At 69.9% G+C, this 25,136-nt stretch carries 22 protein-coding genes; 16 read left to right on the forward strand and 6 right to left on the reverse strand.

Annotated features, from left to right (window positions below):
* Positions 1–33 precede the first annotated feature (33 nt).
* The 9 genes from H5399_RS15010 (at position 34) to pgm (ending at position 15,898) form a co-directional block, all read left to right on the forward strand.
* The gene (locus H5399_RS15010; protein ID WP_182784357.1) at positions 34–2,019 is read left to right on the forward strand and encodes an alpha-1,4-glucan--maltose-1-phosphate maltosyltransferase; all 1,986 of its coding nucleotides are present in this window, start codon (positions 34–36) and stop codon (positions 2,017–2,019) included.
* Positions 2,016–3,167 (forward strand): phosphotransferase, encoded by a 1,152-nt coding sequence (locus H5399_RS15015; RefSeq protein WP_182784071.1) that lies wholly within the window; start codon positions 2,016–2,018, stop codon positions 3,165–3,167. Before H5399_RS15010 ends, H5399_RS15015 begins: the two co-directional genes overlap by 4 nt.
* Before the next feature lie 104 nt (positions 3,168–3,271).
* On the forward strand, positions 3,272–5,167 hold the full coding sequence (gene glgB, locus H5399_RS15020; protein ID WP_182784073.1) for a 1,4-alpha-glucan branching protein GlgB: 1,896 nt from the start codon (positions 3,272–3,274) through the stop codon (positions 5,165–5,167).
* A 63-nt stretch (positions 5,168–5,230) separates the two neighbouring features.
* On the forward strand, positions 5,231–6,007 hold the full coding sequence (locus H5399_RS15025; RefSeq protein WP_182784075.1) for an NUDIX hydrolase: 777 nt from the start codon (positions 5,231–5,233) through the stop codon (positions 6,005–6,007).
* Positions 6,008–6,152: 145 nt separating this feature from the next.
* Complete coding sequence (locus H5399_RS15030; protein ID WP_182784076.1) at positions 6,153–8,948, forward strand: cation-translocating P-type ATPase; 2,796 nt, start codon at positions 6,153–6,155, stop codon at positions 8,946–8,948.
* A gap of 35 nt (positions 8,949–8,983) precedes the next feature.
* Positions 8,984–11,515 carry a malto-oligosyltrehalose synthase gene (treY, locus tag H5399_RS15035; RefSeq protein ID WP_182784078.1) on the forward strand — a complete coding sequence of 844 codons (2,532 nt, stop codon included), beginning with the start codon at positions 8,984–8,986 and terminating at the stop codon, positions 11,513–11,515.
* A complete protein-coding gene (gene treZ, locus H5399_RS15040; RefSeq protein ID WP_182784080.1) occupies positions 11,512–13,230 on the forward strand; it encodes a malto-oligosyltrehalose trehalohydrolase in 1,719 nt (572 codons plus the stop codon). The genes treY and treZ overlap by 4 nt, the downstream gene beginning before the upstream one ends.
* Positions 13,231–13,262: 32 nt before the next feature.
* A complete protein-coding gene (locus H5399_RS15045) occupies positions 13,263–14,168 on the forward strand; it encodes a tetratricopeptide repeat protein (RefSeq protein WP_182784082.1) in 906 nt (301 codons plus the stop codon).
* A 110-nt stretch (positions 14,169–14,278) separates the two neighbouring features.
* Complete coding sequence (pgm, locus tag H5399_RS15050) at positions 14,279–15,898, forward strand: phosphoglucomutase (alpha-D-glucose-1,6-bisphosphate-dependent) (RefSeq protein ID WP_182784084.1); 1,620 nt, start codon at positions 14,279–14,281, stop codon at positions 15,896–15,898.
* A 15-nt stretch (positions 15,899–15,913) separates the two neighbouring features.
* On the opposite strand, the gene H5399_RS15055 is transcribed toward pgm, so the two are convergent.
* On the reverse strand, positions 15,914–16,495 hold the full coding sequence (locus H5399_RS15055; protein WP_182784087.1) for a PH domain-containing protein: 582 nt from the start codon (positions 16,493–16,495) through the stop codon (positions 15,914–15,916).
* 1 nt (position 16,496) lies between these two features.
* The gene (locus tag H5399_RS15060; protein ID WP_182784089.1) at positions 16,497–16,652 is read right to left on the reverse strand and encodes a hypothetical protein; all 156 of its coding nucleotides are present in this window, start codon (positions 16,650–16,652) and stop codon (positions 16,497–16,499) included.
* Positions 16,653–16,784: 132 nt separating this feature from the next.
* Between H5399_RS15060 and mce the strand changes: the two genes are divergently transcribed.
* From mce to H5399_RS15090, 6 genes are all read left to right on the forward strand, one after another.
* On the forward strand, positions 16,785–17,234 hold the full coding sequence (mce, locus tag H5399_RS15065) for a methylmalonyl-CoA epimerase (protein WP_182784091.1): 450 nt from the start codon (positions 16,785–16,787) through the stop codon (positions 17,232–17,234).
* 110 nt (positions 17,235–17,344) lie between these two features.
* Entirely contained in the window at positions 17,345–18,415 is a 1,071-nt protein-coding gene (locus tag H5399_RS15070) for a DivIVA domain-containing protein (protein ID WP_182784093.1), read from the forward strand.
* Positions 18,412–19,638, forward strand: coding sequence for an AI-2E family transporter (locus H5399_RS15075; RefSeq protein ID WP_182784095.1), 1,227 nt, complete (start codon positions 18,412–18,414; stop codon positions 19,636–19,638). The genes H5399_RS15070 and H5399_RS15075 overlap by 4 nt, the downstream gene beginning before the upstream one ends.
* Positions 19,639–19,658: 20 nt before the next feature.
* Positions 19,659–20,354, forward strand: coding sequence for an endonuclease NucS (gene nucS / locus H5399_RS15080; protein WP_182784097.1), 696 nt, complete (start codon positions 19,659–19,661; stop codon positions 20,352–20,354).
* Positions 20,354–20,629, forward strand: coding sequence for a hypothetical protein (locus H5399_RS15085; protein ID WP_182784098.1), 276 nt, complete (start codon positions 20,354–20,356; stop codon positions 20,627–20,629). Before nucS ends, H5399_RS15085 begins: the two co-directional genes overlap by 1 nt.
* Positions 20,626–21,426, forward strand: coding sequence for an alpha/beta fold hydrolase (locus H5399_RS15090; RefSeq protein ID WP_370585800.1), 801 nt, complete (start codon positions 20,626–20,628; stop codon positions 21,424–21,426). Before H5399_RS15085 ends, H5399_RS15090 begins: the two co-directional genes overlap by 4 nt.
* Here H5399_RS15090 and H5399_RS15095 read toward each other — a convergent pair.
* Positions 21,409–22,098 carry a peptidylprolyl isomerase gene (locus H5399_RS15095; protein WP_182784100.1) on the reverse strand — a complete coding sequence of 230 codons (690 nt, stop codon included), beginning with the start codon at positions 22,096–22,098 and terminating at the stop codon, positions 21,409–21,411. The genes H5399_RS15090 and H5399_RS15095 overlap by 18 nt on opposite strands.
* Here H5399_RS15095 and H5399_RS15100 point away from each other — a divergent pair.
* Complete coding sequence (locus tag H5399_RS15100; protein ID WP_182784102.1) at positions 22,097–22,705, forward strand: cob(I)yrinic acid a,c-diamide adenosyltransferase; 609 nt, start codon at positions 22,097–22,099, stop codon at positions 22,703–22,705. The genes H5399_RS15095 and H5399_RS15100 overlap by 2 nt on opposite strands.
* On the opposite strand, the gene H5399_RS15105 is transcribed toward H5399_RS15100, so the two are convergent.
* The 3 genes from H5399_RS15105 to atpD all read right to left on the reverse strand — a co-directional run bounded on the left by H5399_RS15105 (position 22,702) and on the right by atpD (position 25,121).
* Positions 22,702–23,163, reverse strand: coding sequence for a DUF2550 domain-containing protein (locus tag H5399_RS15105; RefSeq protein WP_182784104.1), 462 nt, complete (start codon positions 23,161–23,163; stop codon positions 22,702–22,704). The genes H5399_RS15100 and H5399_RS15105 overlap by 4 nt on opposite strands.
* A gap of 96 nt (positions 23,164–23,259) precedes the next feature.
* On the reverse strand, positions 23,260–23,667 hold the full coding sequence (locus H5399_RS15110) for a F0F1 ATP synthase subunit epsilon (protein ID WP_182784106.1): 408 nt from the start codon (positions 23,665–23,667) through the stop codon (positions 23,260–23,262).
* A 2-nt stretch (positions 23,668–23,669) separates the two neighbouring features.
* The gene (gene atpD / locus H5399_RS15115; RefSeq protein ID WP_182784108.1) at positions 23,670–25,121 is read right to left on the reverse strand and encodes a F0F1 ATP synthase subunit beta; all 1,452 of its coding nucleotides are present in this window, start codon (positions 25,119–25,121) and stop codon (positions 23,670–23,672) included.
* Positions 25,122–25,136: the final 15 nt, after the last annotated feature.

A 25,136-nucleotide genomic window follows, 5' to 3' on the forward strand; every position in this document is an offset into this window, starting at 1 on the left:
AGGCTGACGGGCGTGAGTGCGGATTACCCAACCATGTCCCTCAAGCGCATCGTCCGGACCGACGGCGGCCTCGGCCGCATCCCGGTCACCGGCGCTTCCCCCGTGATCGAGGGCGGGGTCTACCCCGTCAAGTCAGTCGTCCATGAACGGCTCCTCATTCAGGCCAACGTGTTCCGGGAGGGTCACGACTCGGTCAACGCGTCGGTGATCCTGACCTCTCCGGGCGGCACCCAGCGCCGCATCGACATGAAGCAGGTCGAGCCCAAGGGCCTGGACATCTGGCAGGCGTACGTCCGGATGGCCGCCGAGGGCGACTGGACCTACCGCATCGAGGGCTGGAGCGACCCGTGGGGCACCTGGCGCCACCACGCCGAGGCGAAGCTGCCGGTGTCCATGGACGTGGAGCTGGTGTGCCTGGAGGGCCGGGACCTCCTCACCCGCTCCGCTCAGCAGGCCGATTCGATGCGCGTCCCCGGGGCCGCCAACCTCCTCCGCGCCGCCGCGGAGACAGTCAACCCGGAGACCGACGTCGAGGAGATCCTCGAGCTCATCACGTCTGCGCCCATCACCCGGGCGATGGCGCGCTTCGGGCCCCGCGAGCTCGTCTCGCCCACCGCCGAGTTCCCCATCCGCGTGGAGCGCCGCCGGGCCCTGTACTCGTCGTGGTACGAGTTCTTCCCCCGCTCGCAGGGCGCCTGGCAGGACGACGACGGCCACTGGCACTCCGGCACGTTCAACTCCTCGCACGAGCGCCTCGAGGCCGCCGCCGCGATGGGCTTCAACGTGGTCTACCTGCCGCCCATCCACCCCATCGGCACCGCGTTCCGCAAGGGCAGGAACAACACGCTGAACCCCGGCCCGGAGGATCCCGGCTCGCCGTGGGCCATCGGGTCCCCCGACGGCGGCCACGACGCGATCCACCCGGACCTGGGCGACTTCGACGACTTCGACGCCTTCGTGTCCAAGGCCCGCTCGCTGGGCCTGGAGATCGCCCTCGACCTGGCACTGCAGGCGTCCCCGGACCACCCGTGGGTGGTGGAGCACCCGGAGTGGTTCAGCACCCGCCTCGACGGCACCATCGCCTACGCGGAGAACCCCCCGAAGAAGTACCAGGACATCTATCCCATCAACTTCGACAACGACCCCGTGGGCATCTACTACGAGGTGCTGCGGATCGTTCGGTTCTGGATCGACCACGGGGTCTCCATCTTCCGCGTCGACAACCCGCACACCAAGCCTGTGGAGTTCTGGGACTGGCTGATGGAGCGCATCCACGAGACCAACCCGGAGGTCATCTTCCTCGCCGAGGCATTCACCCGCCCGCAGATGATGGCGGCGCTCGGGAAGGTGGGCTTCCAGCAGAGCTACACCTACTTCACGTGGCGCAACCTCAAGTGGGAGCTCACCGAGTACCTCACCGAGCTGTCACAGGAGATGGCGTCCTACTACCGGCCCAACTTCTTCGTCAACACCCCGGACATCAACCCGTTCTTCCTGCAGTCGGGCAATCACGCGGCGTTCTCCATCCGCGCCATCCTCGCCGCGACGATGTCGCCCACGTGGGGCGTCTACTCCGGCTTCGAGCTCTTCGAACATGAGGCGCTGGCTCCGGGCAAGGAGGAATACCTCAACTCGGAGAAGTTCGAGTACCGCCCGCGTGACTTCAACGCCCAGCCCAACCTCAACCTGCTGCTCGGCAAGCTCAACCAGATCCGCGACACGCACCCCGCCCTCCAGCAGCTGCGCGACATCCACTTCCACCACGCGCCCCACGATTCGGTGATCGTCTTCTCCAAGAACGACGGCACGGACACGGTGTTGGTGGTGTGCTCGCTGGACCCGGACAACACGGTGTCCTCGGACATCATGCTGGACTTCGGCGCGCTCGGGGTCCACGGGCAGGGCAGCGTGCGGGTGGTCGACGAGCTCACCGGCGAGGAGTACGTCTGGGGTGAGCGGTCCTGGGTGCAGCTGTGGCCGGGGAAGCCGGCGCACATCTTCCACGTGGTGGCTGAGTGAGCACGGAGTTGCAGCAGCAGCTCTGGGACCTGGCGCTCAGCTCGCGCTGGTTCTCAGGGCGCAGCGGTCGCCCGGTCGGCGTCGAGCTCGGCCCGTGGGCCGGGCCCGCGCTGCGTCCCGCGCTGCTCGTCGTCGAGTTCGACGACGGCCACCAGGAGCGCTTCCACGTCCCGCTGCTCTACCGCGACGGTGAGCCCACCGACGCCTGCGACGAGGGCGGCGTCCTGCTGCGCGCCCTCCACGACGAGGCCCCGGGCTTCGAGCGGTACCGGGCGGTGGCGCCCGGGCTGCCCGCCCGTCGCTACGCGGGCGAACAGTCCAACACCTCGGTCTTCTTCGGCGACGAGCTGCTGGTGAAGGTGTTCCGGCGCGTTGAGCCCGGGCGCTCGGTGGACGTCGAGCTGCACGCCGCGCTGGCCGGCACCGGCGTGGTGGCGGAGCTGTACGGGGCGTGGACCTGGGACGGCACAGACCTGGCGGTCTTCCTCGAGGCCTTGCCGGAGCCCACCGACGGCTACGTGCTGGCCTGCGAGTACGCCACCGAGGGCCGCAGCTTCGCCGAGCACTCCCATGCCCTGGGCGAGGCGCTGGCCACGGTGCACAGGGTCCTCGCCGAACGGCTGGCCACGGCCACCGTCGACGGCGCCGCCCTGGCCGCTGACTGCCGCCGTCGCTTCGCCGCGGTGGTCGCCGAGGTGGATGCTGTGGCGCCCTATGCGGACGCCGCGGAGGCGGTCTTCGCCGCCATCGACCATGCCCGCCTGCCCGCGCAGCGCGTGCACGGGGACTGCCACCTGGGCCAGGTGCTGCTCAGCGAGGGCCGGTGGCGCTACGTGGACTTCGAGGGCGAACCGCTCAAGTCCATGGAGGAGCGGCGGCTTCCCGATTCGCCGCTGCGTGACGTGGCGGGGATGCTGCGCTCGTTCGCCTACGCCCGCGCCGCCGGCGGCGCCTCCGCCGGGTGGCTGGCCGAGTGCCGATCCGCGTTCCTGCGCGGCTACGGCATCGACGCGGACGCCGGGGACCCGGTGCTGGCCGCATACGAGACGGACAAGGCAGGATACGAGGCCGTCTACGAGGCCCGGTTCCGCCCGCACCTGCTGCAGGTCCCCCTCCAGCACCTCGAATCGTTGATAACGATCTCATAACCCGCACCCGCGGAACCCCCGCGGTGCGGCCTCAGTCCGCCCGCGGCGACGCTCGGCACGCTAGATTGGCGCGCAAACGACATCGCTTCGAAGGAGTCAAGAAAATGGCGCACGACCGCTTCGGTGGACTTACCGGTTGGGACTTCGAAGGGTTCCATGGTGGTGGAGACACCGAGCTGTGGAAGCGCCTCGGCAGCGAGGTGGTCACAGTCGAGGACGACGAGAGGGGCACCGTCACCGGGGTGCGTTTCGCCCTATGGGCCCCCAACGCCAAGTCCGTCTCCATCATCGGGGACTTCAACTGGTGGACCGGCGACGCGATGGAGCTGATCCCCGGCTCCGGCGTCTGGGGCGCGTTCATCGAGGGCCTCGACGAGGGCACCCTGTACAAGTTCCGCATCGAGACCCAGAACGGCCAGTGGATCGAGAAAGTCGACCCGATGGCCAAGTTCAGCGAGCAGGCGCCGGCCAACGCGTCGATCGTCTACGAGTCGAAGTACGTGTGGGACGACGACGAATGGATCGCCAAGCGACGCGCCTCCCAGGCCCACGCAGAGCCGATGAGCGTCTACGAGGTGCACCTCGGCGGCTGGCGCAAGGGTAAGAGCTACCTCGACCTGGCGGAGGAGCTGGTCAGCTACGTCAAGTGGCAGGGCTACACCCACGTCGAGTTCATGCCGCTGTCCGAGCACCCGTTCGAGCCAAGCTGGGGCTACCAGGTCTCCGGCTACTTCTCCCCCACGTCGCGTTTCGGCAAGCCGGATGATCTCCGCTACCTCGTCGACAGGCTTCACCAGGCCGGCATCGGCGTGATCATGGACTGGGTGCCCGGCCACTTCCCCAAGGACGACTGGGCGCTGGGCCGCTTCGACGGCACCGCCCTGTACGAGCACGCGGACCCGCGCCAGGGCGAGCACCAGGACTGGGGCACCTACATCTTCAACTACGGCCGCAACGAGGTGAAGAGCTTCCTCGTCTCCAACGCGCTGTACTGGATCCAGGAATTCCACATCGACGGCCTGCGCGTGGACGCCGTCGCCTCCATGCTCTACCTGGACTACTCCCGCGAAGAGGGCGAGTGGGTGCCCAACCAGTACGGCGGCCGCGAAAACCTCGAGGCCATCGACTTCCTGCGCTACTGCAACCGTCACCTCTACGAGCGCGAGCCGGGCGTGCTGATGATCGCGGAGGAGTCCACCAGCTTCGCCGGCGTCACCAAGCCCGTCCATGAGGGCGGCCTCGGCTTCGGCTTCAAATGGAACATGGGCTGGATGAACGACACGCTGCGCTACCTGCAGCTGGACCCGGTCTACCGCCAGTACGAGCACAACCTGCTCACCTTCGCCATGGTCTACGCCTACTCAGAGAACTTCGTGCTGCCCATCAGCCACGACGAGGTGGTCCACGGCAAGGGATCCATGATCAACAAGGTCCCGCAGGACGACTGGCGCAAGTTCGCCACTCTGCGCGCCTACTACTCCTTCATGTGGAGCTTCCCCGGCAAGCAGCTGATCTTCATGGGCTGCGAATTCGGGCAGCGGCCCGAGTTCAGCGAGTCCGTCTCCCTCGAATGGTGGGTCAGCGAGCTGTGGGGCCACGGCGGCCTGCAGCGTCTCTTCCGCGACCTCAACCACATCTACAAGTCCAACCGCCCCCTCTACGAGCTGGACAGCTCGCCGAAGGGCTTCAGCTGGATCAACGCCGACGACGCGGGCCGCAACGCCCTCTCCTGGGTGCGCCACGACGAGGACTACAACCACATCGCGTGCGTGACGAACTTCTCCCCTGAGCCGCTGCGCGACTACGAGATCGGGCTTCCCGCCGCCGGTGCGTGGGAGGAGATCCTCAACACGGATTCGCCCACCTACGACGGGTCCGGCGAGTTCGGCAACCTCGGCGAGGTCACGGCCTACGACGAGCCCTGGGGCCACTTCCCCGCCCGCGCACGCGTCACGGTGCCCCCGCTGGGCTCCATCTGGCTGCGTCGGCAGGCCGACTGACCCGTCTCCCCGGTGGGTGGCCCCGTGTCGCGTGGCGCGGGACCCACCGGGTACGGTCGTGACGTGAGCGACTTCAAGGTGTCGGTGGACATCGTCGGCGGCGTCGGCACCCTGCGGTGGGCCGAGCAGGAGGTCGACGTGGACACGCTGCGCCGCGCGCTCTCACTGGCCGCCGACGACGCCATCCTCGCGCACGAGCTGCGCCGGTTGCAGGTGGAGTTGCCGGAGTGGGACACGGCGGCCCGGGTGGCCCTCCACCGCTGCGGCTTCCGCCTGGAGGGGCGGCTGCGCTCCGCCGTCGAGCCAGAACCAGGCGTCTTCCGCGACATCCTCATCTACTCGCGCCTCGCCGTGGACACGGTCTACGGCCCGCACGGGTTCTCCGGGGTGCTGGACTCCATCCTTCCCACCAAGCGGGTGATCTCCCACGCCCTGTTCCGCGACGAGCAGGGCCTGGTGCTCCTGCTCGAGACCTCCTACAAGGAGGACTGGGAGCTCCCCGGCGGCGTGGTGGAGCCGCACGAGACGCCCCGCGCCGGGGGCGAGCGGGAGACGATGGAGGAACTGGGCATCGAGGTCACGTTCGGGCAGCCGCTGCTGACCGACTGGATGCCGCCCTACCTCGGGTGGTCGGATGCGGTGGAGTTCATCTTCGACGGCGGGGTGCTGGCGCCGGAGGTCGCGGCCGAGCTGGGCACCGACGACCGGGAGATCCGCGCCATCCACTGGGTGGAGCCTGGGGACGTGCACCGCCACGTGACGGACCTGTCCGCGCGCAGGATCGCCCTGATGCTGACGGGCTTTCGCGGGATGACCGAGAACGGCCACCCGGTCCCCTGAGGACTCGCGAACTTCGCTGGCTGAGGTTCGAGGAGCGCAGCGACGAGACTCGAAGCCTAGAAAGCGCAACGTCGTCCGCTCAAGTCTCTCAGGCTTCGAGGCCGCTCCGCGGCACCTCAGCCAACGGGGGGGGAACAATGGGGCTATGCCCCTCGCGACACGCGACGTCACCCTCCTTCCCTCCGACGAGGTGGCCCTCGCCCTGAGCGTGGACCCGTCGGTGGGGCTGAGCCCCGCCGAGGTCGCCGCCCGCCAGGACCTGTACGGGCGCAACGAGCTGCGGGCCACTCCCCCGGACCCGGCCTGGCGCCGGTTCCTGCGCCAGTTCGCCGACCCCCTCATCTACCTCCTGCTGGCCGCCATCGTCATCTCGATCATCGCCTGGGTGGTGGAGGGCGGCACCGGGCTACCTGTGGACGCGATCGTCATCGCGGTCATCGTGGTGGCCAACGCCGTCATCGGCTTCGTCCAGGAGAATCGGGCCGAACGGGCCGTCGCCGCCCTGGCCGGCATGACCGCCACCCGCGCCACCGTGCTGCGCGACGGACTCCTTGCCTCCGTCCCCTCCGCGGAGCTGGTCCCCGGGGACGTGCTCGTCCTCGCCGAGGGCGACGCCGTGGGCGCGGACTCCCGCCTCCTCACCGCCACGTCCCTCCTCACGCAGGAGGCCTCGTTGACCGGCGAATCGGAGGCCACCCAGAAGGACCCGGCCGCCCTCCCGGAGCCCGCGGCCATCGGCGACCGCCGCAACATGGTGTTCAAGGGCACCTCCGTGGCCCGCGGCGTGGGCCGCGCGGTGGTCACCACCACCGGCATGGACACCGAAATGGGGCGCATCGCCACCCTGCTGGACGAGACCCAGGCCGAGCCCAGCCCGCTGCAGGCGGAGATCGGCAGGATCTCCCAGACGCTGGGACTGCTGGTGGTCGGGATAGCCGTGGTGGTGATGCTCACCACCGCCCTGGTCAACCGGGTCAACACGCTCGAGGGCGCCGTCGAGATCCTGCTGATGGGCGTCTCGCTGGCCGTGGCCGCCGTCCCGGAGGGCCTGCCCGCGATCCTGTCGCTCGTGCTCGCCATCGGGGTGCAGGCCATGGCGCGCCGCAACGCGGTGATGAAGGACCTCCACTCGGTGGAGACGCTGGGGTCGGTCTCCGTGATCTGCTCGGACAAGACCGGCACCCTCACCCGCAACGAGATGACACTCCGCGAAGTGGTGACGGCCTCCGGCAGGGTCACCCTCGGCGGCACCGGGTACACGCCGGTGGGCGAGGTGCTGGTGGAGGGCGACGTCGACCGCACTTTGGACGAGGCCCGACGGGCGCTGGTGGCCGGGTCCGTGGCCAACGACGCCCAGCTCACCCACCTGGAGGGCTCCTGGGAGATCCAGGGCGACCCGACGGAGGCCGCGTTCCTCGTCGGCGCCCGGAAGCTCGACGGCGCCGCAGAGCTCATCTCTGGCCACGCGCGCACCGGCGAGGTGCCGTTCACGTCCGAGCGCAAGATGATGTCGGTGCTCAGCACGCACCCCTCGCGGGGCCACGTGCTCTACGCCAAGGGTGCCCCGGACGTGCTGCTGGAGCGCTGCACCGACGAACAGGTGGGGGACGACACCACCCCGCTCACGCCGGCCCGGCGCGACGAGCTGGCTCACACCATCGAGGAGCTCGGGGCCGAGGGGTATCGCACCCTGGGCGTGGCGTGGCGCGGCGCCACCGCCGCCGAGTCGCACACCTTCGGCGAGTCCGCCGAGCGCAACCTCACCTTCCTCGGCGTCGTCGCACTGCTGGACCCACCGCGCGAGGAGGCCGCCGCGGCCATCGCCGAGGCTCACCGGGCCGGCATCCGCACGGTGATGATCACCGGGGATCACCCCGTCACCGCGGCCAGGATCGCGGCGGACCTGGGCATCTCGGGCACCGACAGCCCCGTCGTGGTCACCGGTCGCCAGGTCGACGAATCCGACGACGAGGAGCTGGCGCGCGCCGCCGTCGACGCCCGCGTGTACGCGCGGGTGGCCCCCGAACACAAGTTGCGGGTGGTCGACGCGCTGCAGGCCGGACGGCACATCGTGGCGATGACCGGCGACGGCGTCAACGACGCGCCGGCGCTGAAGTCCGCGGACATCGGCGTGGCGATGGGCATCACCGGCACCGCCGTCACGAAGGAAGCCGGGCAGATGATCCTGGGCGACGACAACTACGCCACGATCGTGGCCGCGGTCCGCCAGGGACGGGTCATCTTCGACAACATCCGCAAGTTCATGCGCTACCTGCTGAGCTCCAACATGGGCGAGATCGCCACCGTGTTCCTGGGCGTGACGCTGGGTGGCGTCATCGGCCTGGCGGACCCGTCGGCGCCGGGCGCCGCGGTGGTTCCCTTGCTGGCCACGCAGATCCTGTGGATCAACCTGGTCACGGACTCGGGTCCGGCGTTGGCGATGGGGGTGGATCCGGAGATCGACGACGTGATGGGCCGCCCGCCGCGGCGGTTCGACGAACGCATCATCGACCGCCACATGTGGCAGCGCATCCTCGTCATCGGTGCCCTCATGGGCCTGCTCAGCCTGGTGGCCTACGACCTCACCCTGCCCGGGGGGCTGATCGGCGGCCTCGAGCACCTGGCGCCCGCCGGAGGCGAGCTCGACCTGGCCCGGACCACCGTGTTCACGTCGTTGGTGGTGATGCAGCTGGCCAACGCGCTCAACAGCCGCTCGGACAAGGCGAGCATCGTCGATCACCTCTTCACCAACGCCTGGCTGTGGCTCTCGCTGGCCGGCGCGCTCCTGGCGCAGGTTGCGGTGGTCTACCTTCCGGTGCTGCAGAACGCCTTCGGCACGGCGTCGCTCGGTTGGGCGCACTGGGGTGTCGCGGCCGGGGCCGGGCTGGTGGTGATCCTCGTCGAGGAGGCGGTCAAGGCGGTGCGCAGGACGCGCGGCTGATCGACTCCGGCGGCGTGGCCTTCTAGTCTGGGGGTGTGACAGCCACCCCAGCCTCCACGTACAGACTCCAACTGAACGCGTCCTTCACGTTCGACGACGCCGCGGCGCAGGTGCCGTACCTGGCCTCACTGGGGGTGACCCACCTGTTCTGCTCCCCCATCCTGCAGGCGGCCCCCGGGTCGGTGCACGGCTACGACGTCGTCGACCACGCCCGCGTCTCCACGGAGACCGGCGGCGAGGAGGGCTTCCGGCGCCTCGCCGCTGCCGCGCGCGAACACGGGTTGGGCATCGTCGTCGACGTGGTACCCAACCACATGGCGGTGCCCACCCCGCTGTGGCTGAACCGCGCGCTGTGGGACGTGCTGCGCACCGGGCCGGAGTCCGAGTTCGCCAACTGGTTCGACATCGACGTGAGCCGGTCCCGGGCCATCCTGATGCCGATGCTCGGCCGCCGGATCGGCGACGAGCTGGCCGAGGGCACCATCGAGGTGGTGGAGCGGGAGATCGACGGCGGCACGGAGACGGTGGTGGCCTACCACGACCACGTCTTCCCCATCCGGCCCGGCACCGAGCATCTGCCCCTGGACGAGCTGCTGGATCAGCAGTGGTACCGGCTCGCGTACTGGAAGGTGGGCAACGAGGAGCTGAACTACCGCCGCTTCTTCGACGTGGACACCCTCGCCGCCATCCGGGTGGAGGACCAGTCCGTCTTCGACGCCAGCCACGCCCTGCTGCTACGCCTCTACGACGAGGGCCTGATCGACGGCTTCCGGATCGACCACCCCGACGGGCTGGCCACGCCGCGCGGCTACCTGCAGAAGCTGCACCGCGCCACCGGCGGCTGCTGGGTGGTGGTAGAGAAGATCCTGGAGCCACACGAGACCCTGCCCGCCGGCTCCCGCTGCGCCGGCACCACGGGCTACGACGCGCTGCTGCGGGTAGACGGCCTGTTCCACGATCCGGCGCAGCTGCCCCGCCTCAACGACCTGTGGGAGCGGGTGGCCGGCAACGAGGGCTGGTTCGGGGCCATGCTGCTGCGCGCCAAGGACGAGGTGGTGCGCACCATGCTGTTCGCCGAGGTGAACCGGCTGGTCTCCATCGCGGTGGCCGTGTGCGAGGCCGACGTCCGGCTGCGCGACCACACCCGCCGCCAGCTGGACCGCGCCATCCGGGCGCTCCTGGTGTCGATGGACCGCTACCGCGCCTACGTGGAGCCGGGCCTCCCCGCGCCACCCGAGGAGCGTGCCGTCATCCTGGAGGCGGCCGACCGCGCCCGCCCCCAGCTCGACGACGACGAGCAGGCCACCCTGGACCTCATCGTCGCGCTGGCCTGCGGCGACACCAGGCCGGGCGTGCCGGGTGGTGCCGAGGACCTACCCACCGTCGGCTCCGGGTCCGTCACCACGGAGCTGCCTGCCGAGGGGCACGGGGTCGCGGAGCTGCGCGCCGAGTTCATGGTCCGCTTCGCCCAGACCTGCGGGCCGGTGATGGCCAAGTCCAAGGAGGACACCGCCTTCTACCGCTGGAACCGGTTCGTCGGCGTCAACGAGGTGGGCAGCGAGCCCACGCTGGTGGGCGTCTCCGTCGACGCGTTCCACAGCTTCTGCGAGGACCTGAGCGGCACCTGGCCCTCCACCATGACCACCCTGTCCACGCACGACACCAAGCGATCGGAGGACGTCCGCGCACGCCTGGCCGCGCTCCTGGAGCACGCGAAGGAATGGGAGGCGTGCGTCGCGGAGCTGCGGTCGGCCACCGAAACGCAGCGCTCCGGCGTCGACGGCGCCACCGAGCTGCTGCTCTGGCAGACCCTGGCCGCCACCTGGCGGCTGCCCGGCACCACCGCCGGCGCGGCGCCCATCACGGCCGAACGGCTCGACGGCTACCTCACCAAGGCGATGCGCGAGGCGAAGCTGCACACCACCTGGTCGTCCCCGGATCCCGCCTACGAGCAGGCGGTGCTCGGGCTGGCGCACGCCGTGCTCGCCGACGAGCGCTGCGGCGCCGCCCTGGATGCCTTCACCGCCACCGTCGCCGAGTCGGTGCGCTGCGTGGTGCTCGGTGCCAAGCTGATCCAGCTCGCCATGCCGGGCGTCCCGGACGTCTACCAGGGATGCGAGGTCGTGGACCTCTCGCTCGTGGACCCGGACAACCGCCGCGCCGTGGACTACGTCGCGCGCGCAGACCTGCTCGCCGCCGTCGACGGCTCCGCGCAGCAGAGCCTCGACGCGGAGAAGCTGCTCGTCACAAGCCGGGCGCTGCGGCTGCGCCGGGACCTCCCGGACGCGTTCCGCGGCGAGTCCGCCACCTACTCGCCGGTGCCCAGCACCAGCGGCCACGCCGTCGCGTTCGCCCGGGGGGTGCGCGACGGTGGTGTCGCGGCGGTCGCGGTGGCCACGCGCCTCCCGGCGCTGCTGGCGGAGCGGGGCGGATGGGGCGAGCATCAGGTGATCCTGCCTGAGGCGCCGTTCGTGGATGCGCTGACCGGGCGCGAGTTCCCGGGCGGCTCCACCTCCCTGGCCGAGGTGCTGGCCACCCTCCCCGTCGCGCTGCTGGTGGCCCGATGAGGCCGGAGGTGTGGGCCCCGCTGGCCCGCGAGGTGGCGATGGTGACGACGTCCGGCGAGCACCAGATGGTGCGTCGCGGCGACGGCTGGTTCGCCGCGGAGGTCGATCTTGCCCCCGGGGAGCGCTACGCGTTCCGCCTCGACGGCGGCCCGCCGCTCCCGGACCCGCGGGCCCTGTGGCTGCCCGACGGCGTCCACGCCCCCTCAGCCGTGGTGGACCCGTCGCTGCTCCAGCGCGCCACGACGTGGACGGGGCTGGACCTGCGCGGCGCCGTGCTCTACGAGCTGCACGCGGGCACCTTCACCGAGGCCGGCACCTTCGACGCGGCGATCGAACGGCTTGATCACCTCGTGGGGCTGGGCATCGAGGCCGTGGAGCTGATGCCGGTGGCGGCGGCCCCCGGGGGTCGCGGCTGGGGCTACGACGGGGTGGCGTTGTACGCCGCCGACGAGAACTACGGCGGCCTCGCCGGGCTGGTGCGGCTGGTCGACGCCTGCCACGATCGCGGGCTCGGCGTGGTGCTGGACGTGGTGCACAACCACTTCGGCCCCGAGGGCAACTACCTCAGCCTCTTCGGGCCCTACTTCACGGATCAGCACACCACCCCCTGGGGCGACGCGGTCAACCTGGACGGGGAGGGCAGCGCGGAGGTCCGCCGGTTCCTCCTGGACTCGGCCCGGCACTGGCTGGTCGACGTCGGCGTGGACGGGCTGCGGCTGGACGCGGTGCACGCGCTGGAGGACAACTCCGAGGAGCACTTCCTCGCGGAGCTGTCCCTCAACGTGGCCAGGTGGGCGGATGAGACCGGTCGGCCGCTGAGCCTGATCGCCGAGTCGGACCTCAATCAGCCCTCCATGATGGCCCCTGCCGGGTCCGGTACCTGGGCGGCAGGCATGGACGCGCAGTGGGCAGATGACGTGCATCACGCGCTGCACAGCTTCTTCTCCGGCGAGCAGCAGGGCTACTACGTGGACTTCGGGTCCGCCCAGGTCCTCGCCAAGGCGCTCACCCGGGTCTTCGTCCACGACGGCGCCCTGTCCACCTACCGCGGCCAGGAGTGGGGCGCTCCGGTGGATCCGGACAGCCCCCACTATGACGGGCACTCCTTCGTGGTGTTCCTGCAGAACCACGACCAGGTGGGCAACCGGGCGGTGGGCGACCGATTCGCCCAGCACGCCTCGGCGGACCTGCAGGCGGCCGCCGCGGCCCTCTACCTGCTCGGGCCGTTCACCCCCATGCTCTTCATGGGCGAGGAATGGGCCGCCTCCACCCCCTTCCCCTACTTCAGCCACCTCGGCCCGGAGCTGGGCCCCTTCGTGACGGAGGGCCGGGCCCGCGAGTTCGAGGCCACGGGGTGGTCGGTGCCCACGCCGGACCCGCAGGCCGAGGAGACCTGGCGCTCGGCGGTGCTCCGCTGGGATGAGCGGAGCGAGCCCGCGCACGCGAGGATGCTGCGCTGGTACCGGCGGCTCCTGCAGCTGCGCCGCACCGAGCCCGGCGTCGGCTCCCCGGACCTCAGCGCCACGCGGGTGGAGATCATCGACGACGACACCGTGGTCCTGCACCGCGGCGACGTGCGGGTGGCTGCCACCCGGGGCGCCGGCCGCGACGTGGAACTCGGCGGGCGCCTGCTCGCCTCGTGGGACGACGGCGCGGACCTGGGCGGGGGCCGGTACCGGCTGCGCGGACCTGGCGCGGTGATCGCCGTCAGTTGAACGAGGCCGGGTGTGCGGCCAAGATGGGGGCCATGACTGATGCCAACTTCTCGCGCCCCGGCGCCGTGGACCTCTCCGCCCTCTCCCAGCCCGCGCGCCCCAGCAGCAGCGGCGGCGGCTACGTCACCCAGGTGTCGGAGTCGGACTTCCAGGGCCTGGCGGCGATGTCGGCCCAGCATCCGGTCATCCTCGAGTTCCACTCCCCGCGAGACCCCAACGGCCAGGCGGTCTCCGCCGCGCTGGCAGAGCTGGTCAACGCCGCAGGCGGCCGATTCCTGCTGGGACGCGTGGACGTTGACGCCGAGCCTCGCCTGGCGCAGGCGCTGCAGATCCAGGCCGTGCCCACCGTCGTGGCGGTCATCGGCGGCCAGATGGCGCCCCTGTTCCAGGGCACCAAGTCCCGCGAGGAGATCTCGGCGGTGCTGGACCAGATCGCCCAGCTCGCCGTGGCCAACGGGATGACGGGACGCGCCCAGCCCGTGTCAGGTTCCCCCGTCGCCGAGGGTGCGCCGGCCGAGCCGGCCGCGAACCCGCGCTTCGCGAAGGCCGACGCCGCCCTGGAGGCCGGGGACTACGCGGCCGCCGTGCGCGAGTTCGACGTCCTGCTGAAGGAGACCCCGGGCGATGCCGAGGTGATCGCCGGGCGCGCCCAGTCCGCCCTGCTGGAGCGCAGCGCCTCGTTCGACCCGGCCGCCATCGTGGACCGCGCCAACGCCAACCCCGAGGACCTCGCCGCCCAACTCGACGCGGCCGATCTCGAGATCATCAGCGGCCGCTACGCGGAGGCCTTCGAGCGGCTGCTCGGGCTGGCCTCGCAGTCCGGCCCCGAGGACCGCGACACCATCCGCGTGCGGCTCCTGGAGCTCTTCGAGGTGGTGGGCCGCACCGATCCCGCCGTCCTCAAGGCGCGGCGCAGGCTGGCCACGGTCCTGTTCTGACCTGACTCAGCGCCAGGCGATGCCGGGCGAGCGGTGCCACGGCCAGCCCACCAGGACCCACCCCAGGGCAACCGCATGCAACCCGGCCTTCGGGGTGGAAGGATGGGCCCATGGCACATGAGCGAGCCGGCCAGCCGGCCCAGGAACAGGACCTCATCAACGTCGACGAGCTACTCGCCGCGTATTACGACCGCACCCCGGACCCCACCAACCCAGACCAGATGGTGGTCTTCGGCACCTCCGGGCACCGCGGATCGTCGCTGGACACCGCCTTCCAGGACCTCCACATCGCGGCCACCACGCAGGCCATCGTCGAATACCGCGCCGAACAGGGCACCACCGGCCCCCTGTTCATCGGGAAGGACACCCACGCCCTCTCACTGCCCGCGTGGAAGACGGCCATCGAGGTGCTTGGCGCCAACGGCGTCGAGATCTGCGCCGAGCGCGAGGACGAGTACACGCCCACGCCCGCGGTGTCGCGGGCGATCATCCGCTACAACCGCCTCAACTCGGCCAAGGCCGACGGCATCGTCGTCACCCCCTCGCACAACCCGCCTCGCGACGGCGGCTTCAAGTACAACCCGCCCACCGGGGGCCCCGCGGACTCGGACGCCACCTCGGTGATCGCCGCCCGCGCCAACGAGCTGATGGGCGATCCCTCCGGCATCCGCCGGGGAAGCTACGGGTCCACGGAGGTCAACCGGTACGACTACCGGACCCCCTACTGCCAGGAGTTGTCCACCGCCATCGACTTCGACGCCATCAAGGCCTCCGGGCTGGTGCACGGGGCAGACCCCATGGGCGGGGCGTCGGTGCAGTACTGGGAGCACCTCGCCGAGATGGGCCTGCCGATCACGGTGGTCAACCCGCGGGTGGATCCCCGGTGGAGCTTCATGACGCTGGACACCGACGGCAAGATCCGGATGGACTGCTCCTCCCCCAACGCGATGGCCTCGCTGGTGGCGCAACGCGACTCGTTCAGCGTCGCCACGGGCAACGACGCGGACTCCGACCGCCACGGCATCGTCACCCCGGACCACGGACTGATGAACCCCAACGCCTTCCTGGCGGTGGCGATCAACTACCTGTTCGCACATCGCCCGGGGTGGGCGGCCGACGCCGGCATCGGCAAGACCCTGGTGTCGTCGTCGATCATCGACAAGGTGGCAGCCAAGCTCGGCCGCCGCCTCGTGGAGGTGCCGGTGGGCTTCAAGTGGTTCGTGCCCGGCCTGATGGACGGCTCGATCGGCTTCGGTGGCGAAGAGTCGGCCGGGGCGTCGTTCCTGGCCATGGACGGCTCCACGTGGACCACGGACAAGGACGGTCTGCTGCTGGCGTTGCTGGCCTCCGAGATCATCGCGGTCACCGGCAAGACCCCCTCGCAGCACTACGCCGAGCTGGAGGCCGAGTTCGGCCGCTCGTACTACGCCCGCGTGGACGCTGACGCCAGCCGCGAGCAGAAGGCGCGGCTGGGCCACCTCGGCGCTTCGGACGTCACGGTCACCGAGCTGGCCGGTGAGCAGATCACCGCGGTGCTCTCCCACGCACCGGGCAACGGCGCGGCCATCGGCGGCATCAAGGTGACCACGGACAGCGCCTGGTTCGCCGCGCGCCCGTCCGGCACGGAGGACAAGTACAAGATCTACGCCGAATCCCTCAAGAGTGCAGACCACCTGATCGAGGTCCAGCAGGCCGCCAAGTCGCTGGTGGACCAGGCTCTGGCAGGCTGAGACGGGCGGACCCGGTCAGACGCCGTCGGCCTCGTTGGGGCTGTCGAGGCTGACCGGGTCCATGTTCAGCACGGCGGTGTCCATCCGCATGGTCTGCCGCAGCCCCGAGCGCTGGATGACCCGCTGGATGGTGAGGTCGCGGCTGTCTGGGTCCCCCACATAGCGGATCTCGCGCAAGCCCTGGCCCTGGGCGGCGGACTCGAACACGAAGTGGCCGTAGCCGAGCAGCTGCCCCACCAGGGAGCGGTACATCGAGATGTCGAGGATGCGGGTCATCGGCATCGTGGCCAGGGACCTGTCGAACACGCCGTGCACTCGGAACACCCGCATGTTGGTGATGACGAATCGGTCCATGTGCGCCACATGCACCTTCCACAGCCCGGTGCTGAGGGTGCCCAACGCGAGTATCACTGGCACCCAGTAGAGGCTGCCGGCGCCGATCGCCGAGATGAACAACGGGATGCTGAGGCTGGCGAGCCCGTACCACCAGATCGTCGCGGCCCAGTGCTTGCGCACCTCGTCGATGATCACCTCGCCCTCGTCCACCAGAAGGTGACCCTGGACGTCCGGCTCAACCAGGCTGCGGAAGAAGTTCACCTCATGCGGCCAGCGAGGTGAAGAAGACTCCGATCGCCTCGAATGCACCGAAGAACGACTTGACCGCCTCTGCGGCGGCCTCAGGGCGGGTGAACAGGTAGAACAGCACGAAGGCGGCCACCAATACCAACAGGGCCTTCTTCAGCCAACCAAGCACGGCGTCCTCCTCGCGTCGTCAGCTGCCAGTGTGCCGCACGCACCGAACGGCCCCGTCGCGACGCGCCGAAGCAGCCGAGTCTTCCCCGACCCCCATCGCCCGCGGCGGCCGCCGGTGTGAAAAACTGGCGGCATGGACAACACTGACCTTTTCATCTGCATCGATCACGTCGGCCTGGCCGTCCCGGACCTCGACGAGGCCGTCAAGTTCCACACCGAGACCTTCGGGTGGCGCGAGCTGCACCGCGAGGTCAACGAGGAGCAGGGCGTGGCCGAGGCCATGATGGGCACCGGCGAGCAGGGCGAGGAGAACGGCAAGATCCAGCTGTTGGCCCCCCTCAACGAGAACTCGACCATCGCCAAGTACCTGGCCAAGAACGGCCCCGGCATGCAGCAGCTGGCCTACCGCGTGGCGGACCTGGACCACGTCTCCGAGGTTCTCAAGGAGCGCGGCATGCGCCTCCTGTTCCCGGAGGCCAAGCGCGGGACCGGCGGGTCGCGGATCAACTTCGTGCACCCCAAGGACGCCCGCGGGGTGCTGCTCGAGCTCGTCGAGCTGCCCAAGGAACCGGCCGCGCACTGAGTTCGCGCGGATTGACTGACGAGGGCCGGGTGAGCGCACCCGGCCCTCGCCCGTCTTCCGGAGCGACTAGGCTCGGACGTGACGATCCCCCGTCGAGGAGAGGAGTGCCGGTGTCCACACCGAGAAGCGACTTCGAGAGCGAAGAGACCGGTCTCAACCTGTTCGACGACCGGGCCACCGCGGCGGGGAGCTTCCCCCACTCGATGCTCGGCTACGACAAGCATGCGGTGGACACCTACGTTCGCGAAGTGGAGACGTCGGTCAGCCAGCTGAAGATGCAGGTGCGCGAACGCACCCGCGAGATCGCGTTCATCAAGGCTGAGCAGGGCACCACGGACTTCACCCGCCTCGGCGCGCACGCCACCGGGCTCCTGCGCTCGGCGGAGGCGCAGGCCGGAGACATCGTCAACTCTGCGCAGCAGGAGGCCGAACGGATCAAGACCGAGGCCCGCCGGACGGCCGCGGCGCTGCGCGAGTCGGCGCAGCAGGAGGCCGACGACGTGCGCCTCACCGGCCTGGCCGGGCTCCGGGAACTGCGCCAGCAGCAGGCCGACGCCGGCAAGTCCACCTTGGAGATGGCGCGCCGCGACGCGGACATGATGATCGCCGACGCCCGGCTGAAGGCCAAGGCCATCCTGGACGCGGCCTCCCTGCAGGCCGCCACACAGCTGGAGGCTGCCACCATCGAGGGCGCGCGCCGCGCCCAGGACGCCTCACGCGCCGCCACCGAGATCAAGCTGGCCGCCGAGAAGGCCGCCGAGGAGACCCTGGCGGCTGCGTCGCGCACCGCTCGCGAGGCCGAAGAGTCGGTCACGGACCGGCTCGCGCAGGCGGACGCGGAGACGGCAGCCGCGGACAACCGGGTGACCGAAGCACGCGAGGAGGCCCAGCGGATCCGCGCCGAGGCGGTCGCGTCGGCGGAGTCCATCCGCCTGGGTGCAACGCGGCAGAGCGAGGAGACGTTGGCCACCATGCGCGCCCGCGCCCTCGATGCCGAAACCGCCCTGGAGGAGAAGCTGGCCTGGCGCAAGGAGCAGCTGGAGCGCGACATCGCCACCCTGGAGAGCCGCCGCGCCACCGCACTGGCCCAACTGAGCAACCTGAGGGCGCTGGCGGAGGAGTCCGCCCGCTTCGAGGAAGAGCTCACCGCCGTGATCCAGAAGGACAGCCCACCCCAGTGACCGAGCCACCCGCAGGCGGGGAGGAGCAGCCGATCGAGGTCGCCGCCCCGGCTCCCGCACCCGCGGCCAGACGGCGCAGCCTCCTGGGGCGAGGAGTGCGCCTCGTCGCGCGCGGCGCCCGTACGCTGCTCACCCCAACCCCGGAGCCCGTGGTGGTCCCGGTCCCGCCGGCGCCCGTGGACCCGCTGGCCCGCTCCCCGTGGCCCTCGCCGTTCGTGTTCGGGTTCATGGGAGCCCTCGGCGTCCTCGTGGCGGTGGCACTGGCCCAAGCGGTCATCACCGTGCAGAGCGTCCTCATCCTCGTGGTGATGGCGCTCTTCCTGGCGCTCGGGCTGAGCCCCGCCGTCGAGTTCCTCACCAGGCGGCGGATCCCCAGACCCTTCGCGGTGACCATCGTGACCATCGCGCTGCTGGCCGTCATAGCGCTGGGCGTGACCGCCCTGGTCCCGGTGCTCACCCAGCAGACCGCCGCCCTGACGAGGAACCTGCCCACGCTGCTGCAGAACCTGGCCCGACACCCTCAGATCGCGCAGTGGGAGGAGCAGTACGACATCACCCAGACGATCACGGACTTCTTCTCCTCGGGTGCGCTCATCAACAACCTCTTCGGCGGGCTGTGGGGGGCGGGGCGGCTGGTGGCCAACCTCGTCTTCTCGGTCATCGTCACGCTGGTGCTGACCATCTACTTCCTCGCCTCCCTCCCCACCATCAAGGAGACGCTCTACACCTTCTCCCCGGGGAGCCGTCGCGCCCGCACCCGGTATCTCGCCGACGAGATCTTCAGGGGCGTCTCCGGCTACATCACGGGGATGTTCGTCATCGTCTCAGTGGCCTCCGTCTGCGCCTTTGTGTTCATGAACTTCGCCGGCCTCGGCAGCTACTCGCTGGCCCTCGCGTTCGTGGTGGCACTGTTCTGCTTCATCCCCCTGGTGGGCTCGTCGCTGGCGATGGCATCCGTGGCCATCGTGGCGTTCGCGGTGGACCCCACCATCGGCATCGCCACCATCATCTACTTCCTCATCTACCAGCAGTTCGACGCCTACGTCCTCTACCCCAATGTGCTGAAGCGCACCGTACGGATTCCGGGCGCGCTGGTGGTCCTGTCCGCCATCATCGGCGGCATGCTGTTCGGGGTGATTGGGGCGGTGATCGCCATCCCGACCACGGCCGCGATGCTGCTGCTCTACCGCGAGATCGTGCAGCCGGCGCTGGACGCTGCCTGAGTTCACGCTATGTTGGCCCCGTGCGTTTGGTGGTAGCGAAGTGTCAGGTGGACTACGTCGGAAGGTTGACGGCCCACCTCCCGATGGCGACCCGGCTGATCCTCGTCAAGGCGGACGGCTCGGTGTCGGTGCACGCCGATGACCGCGCCTACAAGCCCCTCAACTGGATGAGCCCGCCCTGCACGCTCGTCGTCGATGAGCCGGACGTGGAGTCCGCGGCCTCTCTCGGCGTCACGCAGGTGTGGCAGGTCCGCGCCAAGGACGGCGACACCCTGCGCATCGCGCTCGCCGAGGTGTTCCACGACTCGGCCCACGAGCTCGGGATCGATCCGGGCCTCCAGAAGGACGGCGTCGAGGCCCACCTGCAGGCGTTGCTGGCCGAGCATCCCGCCACCCTGGGGGACGGGCTGCAGCTCATCCAGCGGGAGTACCTCACCCCCATCGGCCCGGTGGACCTGCTGCTGCGCGACGAGCGGGGAGGCTACGTGGCGGTGGAGGTGAAGCGGCGCGGCGAGATCGACGGCGTCGAGCAGCTCACCCGCTACCTCGAGCTGATGAACCGGGACCCCCACCTCGCGCCGGTGCGCGGGATCTTCGCCGGGCAGCAGATCAAGCCGCAGGCGCGCACCCTGGCTGCGGACCGCAACATCGAGTGGCGCCTCATCGACTACGACGTGCTCCGCGGCCTGGACAACGCCGAGGAGCGGCTGTTCTGATGGCCCGGCGCCCGTCGAAGCACCTCCGCGCGCCGCGGCCCCTGCTGTCGGGTGGCGCGCAGCGCCGCGAGCGCCGACGGGGCACGGACTACATCGTCCGAGACGTGCCCGCGCACCGCGCGGGCAAGGAGTACCGCTGCCCCGGCTGTGAGCAGCGGATCCAGCCCAGCACGGCGCACGTGGTGGCCTGGCCGGACACCCCGCCACTGGGCGCCGATTCAGGGCTGGAGGTCCGTCGCCATTGGCACACGCACTGCTGGGGGCTGAACAGGTGACCCTGCACGAGATGGTCGTCGGCTCGGGGCCTGTGGAGGCCGTGTTCCTGCACGGCCTGTTCGGTCAGGGCAAGAACTTCGGCACCGTCGCCGCCCGGTTGGGCGACATCGCCACCTGCCACCTCGTCGATCTACCCAACCACGGGCGCTCCGCGTGGACCGAGGAGTTCACCCTGGACGGACAGGCCGAGGTGGTCGCGGACTGGCTGGCGCACCGGTTCGACGGCCCGGTGGCGCTGATCGGGCACTCCCTCGGCGGGAAGGTGGCGATGCGGCTGGCGCTGACCCGCGGCGAGCTGGTGGACCGCCTCATGGTGCTGGACATCTCGCCGGCCCGCAATGTCGCGGCGGCCACCTTCGTCAACCTGGTGGCAGCCCTGCGCACGCTGGACATGGACTCCCTGACCAGCCGCGCCCAGGCCGACGAGGAGCTGGCCGAACTCATCCCGGACGTCGTGGTGCGTCGATTCCTCCTGCAGAACCTGCGGCACAAGGGCGCGCACTGGTCGTGGCAGGCCAACCTGGACCTGCTGGGCGATTCCCTGCACACCGTGGGAGGGTGGCCGGCCATCGATGCCACCTTCGACGGCCCGGTGCTGTGGGTCAACGGAGGCCGCTCCCCCTACGTGCTGCCCGAGCACCTGGAACCGATGCGCCGCCTGTTCCCCCGCGTCCTGCAGCTCACGCTCAAGCGCGCCGGGCACTGGGTGCACTCGGACGACCCGGACGGCTTCGTGACGGTGGTGCGGCACTTCCTCACCGACTACGGTGACGCGGCCTCAGCCCAGCGTGACTGACTCGATCCTCGCCTCGGCGTTGGGCGAAGTCTGATCCGTGCCGTCGACGCCCTGCGCCGCGATCCCCGCCACCACGTCGAGGCCTTCCTGGTCCATGGTGCCGAAGACGGTGTACTCGGGCGGCAGCGGCGTGTCCGCCCACACCAGGAAGAACTGGGAGCCGCCGGTGTCCGGCGGCTGACGCTTGGCCATCGCGACGGTGCCCGCCGGATAGGTGGGCGCCGGGTCCAGTTCGTCCGGGATAGTGTAGCCCGGGCCGCCGGTGCCCGTGGCGGTGGGATCCCCGCACTGGAGGATGAAGATGCCGTAGTCAACGAGCCGATGACACTGGGTGTCGTCGAAGTAGCCCTGCTCGGCCAGCGACACGAACGAGTTGACGGTGCAGGGGGCCTTCGCGCGGTCCAGAGTCAGGTCCACGTCGCCGGCGGTGAGGTGCAGCGTGAGGCCGACGGTGCCCTGATCCGGGACGTTCTCACCTACCGGCGGATCGACGGGGCGCGCCGGCTCACCGTCCGAGGGGTACTCGCAGGTCACTCCGGTGGCTGCCTGCACTGATCCTGGGTTGGACTCGTTGGCGTTCTGGCAGGCGCTGAGAGACAGCAGCGCCGCAACGGTCAGCAGCGGGAGGGGTGGGATGCGCACGGATGACAGCTTGGCATAGATTGGGGGCATGGTCACCCTCTCGAAGATCTACACCCGCACCGGCGATGCCGGCACCACCCGACTCTCCGACAACTCCGAGGTGTCCAAGACGGACCTTCGCGTGGAGGCGTACGGACACGTCGACGAGGCCAACTCCGCCATCGGTGTCGCGGTGGCCACCGGCGGCCTGTCGGCGCGGCTCCAGGAGATGCTGGCGTTGATCAGCAACGAGCTGTTCGACGTGGGAGCGGACCTGTCGACGCCGCTCAACCCTGCCCCGGCCTGGCCTCCGCTGCGGATCGAGCAGTCCTCGGTGGACAGGCTGGAGGCGTTCTGCGACGAACTGCAGGAGGGCCTGCCCGTGCTGCGCAGCTTCATCCTCCCGGGCGGGAACCCGGCCGGCGCCCAACTGCACGTGGCCCGTACGGTGGCCAGGAGGGCCGAGCGCGCCGCCTGGCGGTGCGTGGAGCGCTACGGGACGGACGCCGACGGCGGAGTGAACCTGCTGGCCATCACGTACCTCAACCGGCTCTCGGACCTGTTGTTCATCATGTCCCGCGCGGCCAACGGCACGGCCGGTGAGATCCTGTGGGTGCCCGGAACGGACCGGGTCAAGCCCGGAGACACAGCCAGCTAAAAGGGCGAGTCCGCGCTCGCGGGGAAGTAGTGGCTCCCTGGCGGGGCGGACTCCAGCCAGCTCATCAGCGCGAGCACCTCGTCGCTGGCCATGGCCAGGGTGTGCACATGGGAGGAACTGCGGTCCTTCACCGTCACGATCACGGAGTTGTCGAACAGCGCGATCAGCTCGATACCCTCCGGTGTGCGCTGGTGCAGGTAGGCCGTGCCCGCGCGCTGGAGGACGAGCTTGGGGTGCAGGCTGAACGAGAAGGACCTGAACCACTCCAGGCTCTCGCCCCGGAAACGGGCCATCCCCAGCACCCAACCCACGCCGGGAGCATCGTCGCGGACCCGATGCGCACAGTCAAAGAGGCCGCCCTGGCCCGTGAGCCAGCGGCGGCGGAGGTAGAGCAGCACGAAGGGCAGCAGTACGACGGCCATGACGATCACAGTCGTCATGACGAACTGCCACACCATCGGTGCCTCCCTCTCCTCCCAGGTTCTGACCCCGGTATGCGCTCAGGGCAGCTCCCCTGGCGCGGAGAGCCGCCCTGAGCGGTTCGACTACGTGGGCTACGTGGTTGCCCTTTCACCGGCACGGATCTGCGCCTGCAGGATGCGCAGGTGATGCAGCTCGTCTTCGTCGGCTTCGCCCTGCATCGCCTTGGCCTCCAGGGTGGACGCCTCTCGGCGCGCCTCCTCCAGGCCCACCTCATGTCCGAGCCTCGCCATCTGGCTGAGCACCGAGACCCGGCCATTGGCGACGGAGATGAATCCGCCGTCGACGGCGAGCGACTCGCTCCTGCCGTCTGCCGTGACGATCTCCACCACGCATGGCACCAACACCGCCAGGAACGGCTCGTGGCCAGGCAGGATACCGACGTCACCCTCGACGGTGCGCGCGATGATGTTCACCGCCTCGCCGGACCAGACCAGGCGGTCGGCCGCGACGACCTCGACGTGGAGCGGGGGTCGGGACACGATCAGTCTTCCTTCTGCATCTTCGACCAGTTGGCCATGACGTCGTCCATGCCGCCGACGTTGAAGAACGCCTGCTCCGAGATGTGATCCACGTCGCCGCGGGTGATCATCTGGAACGCCTCGATGGTGTCGGCCAGCGGCACCGTGGAGCCTGGGATGTTGGTGAACTTCTCCGCCATGTAGGTGTTCTGCGAGAGGAACTGCTGGAGACGACGGGCGCGGTTCACCATGATCTTGTCCTCTTCGGACAGCTCGTCGATGCCGAGGATGGCGATGATGTCCTGGAGTTCCTTGTTGCGCTGCAGGATCTGCTTCACGCGCACCGCGGTGTCGTAGTGCTCCTGCCCGATGTACTGCGGGGAGAGGATGCGGCTCGACGAGGTCAGCGGGTCCACGGCCGGGTAGAGGCCGCGCGAGGCGATCTCACGCGACAGCTCCGTCGTGGCGTCAAGGTGCGCGAACGTGGTGGCCGGCGCGGGGTCGGTGTAGTCGTCGGCCGGCACGTAGATGGCCTGCATCGACGTGATGGAGTGGCCCTTCGTGGAGGTGATCCGCTCCTGCAGCTGGCCCATCTCGTCGGCCAGGGTGGGCTGGTAGCCCACGGCGGACGGCATGCGGCCGAGCAGCGTGGAGACCTCGGAGCCGGCCTGGGTGAACCGGAAGATGTTGTCGATGAACAACAGCACATCCTGGTTCTGGACGTCACGGAAGTACTCGGCCATGGTCAGCGCCGAGAGCGCGACGCGGAGGCGGGTGCCCGGCGGCTCATCCATCTGCCCGAAGACGAGCGCAGTGTCCTTGAGGACGCCGGCCTCCTCCATCTCGTTGATGAGGTCGTTGCCCTCACGGGTCCGCTCCCCCACGCCCGCGAACACCGAGGTGCCGCCGAAGTTGTGGGCGATGCGGTAGATCATCTCCTGAATGAGGACTGTCTTGCCCACGCCGGCGCCGCCGAAGAGGCCGATCTTGCCGCCCTTCACGTACGGGGTGAGGAGGTCCAGCACCTTGATGCCGGTCTCCAGCATCTCGGTGCGGGGCTCCAGCGCGTCGAACTTCGGGGCGGAGCGGTGGATGGGCCACCGCTCGGTGATCTCGATGGTCGACGGGTCGACGTTGAGCACGTCACCGGTCACATTCCAGACGTGGCCCTTGGTGACGTCCCCGACGGGGACGGTGATGGGGGCGCCGGTGTCGCGCACCTCGGCGCCGCGCCGCATGCCGTCGGTGGGCTTCAGCGCGATGGCGCGCACCAGGTTGTCGCCGATGTGCAGGGCGGTCTCCATGGTCATGGTGCGCTTCTCGCCCATGACCTCCGTCTCGACCAGCAGCGCGTTGCCGATCGGGGGGATCTGGTCGGCCGCGAACTCGACGTCCACGACGGGGCCGATGACGCGGGCAACTCGACCGACGCCACCTGTGGTGGCCGGCTGCGTCTCGCTAACAGTGGCAGTCATTAGTTCCTCATTCGT

The organism is Tessaracoccus sp. MC1627, from assembly GCF_014164725.1.
GTDB lineage: Bacteria > Actinomycetota > Actinomycetes > Propionibacteriales > Propionibacteriaceae > Arachnia.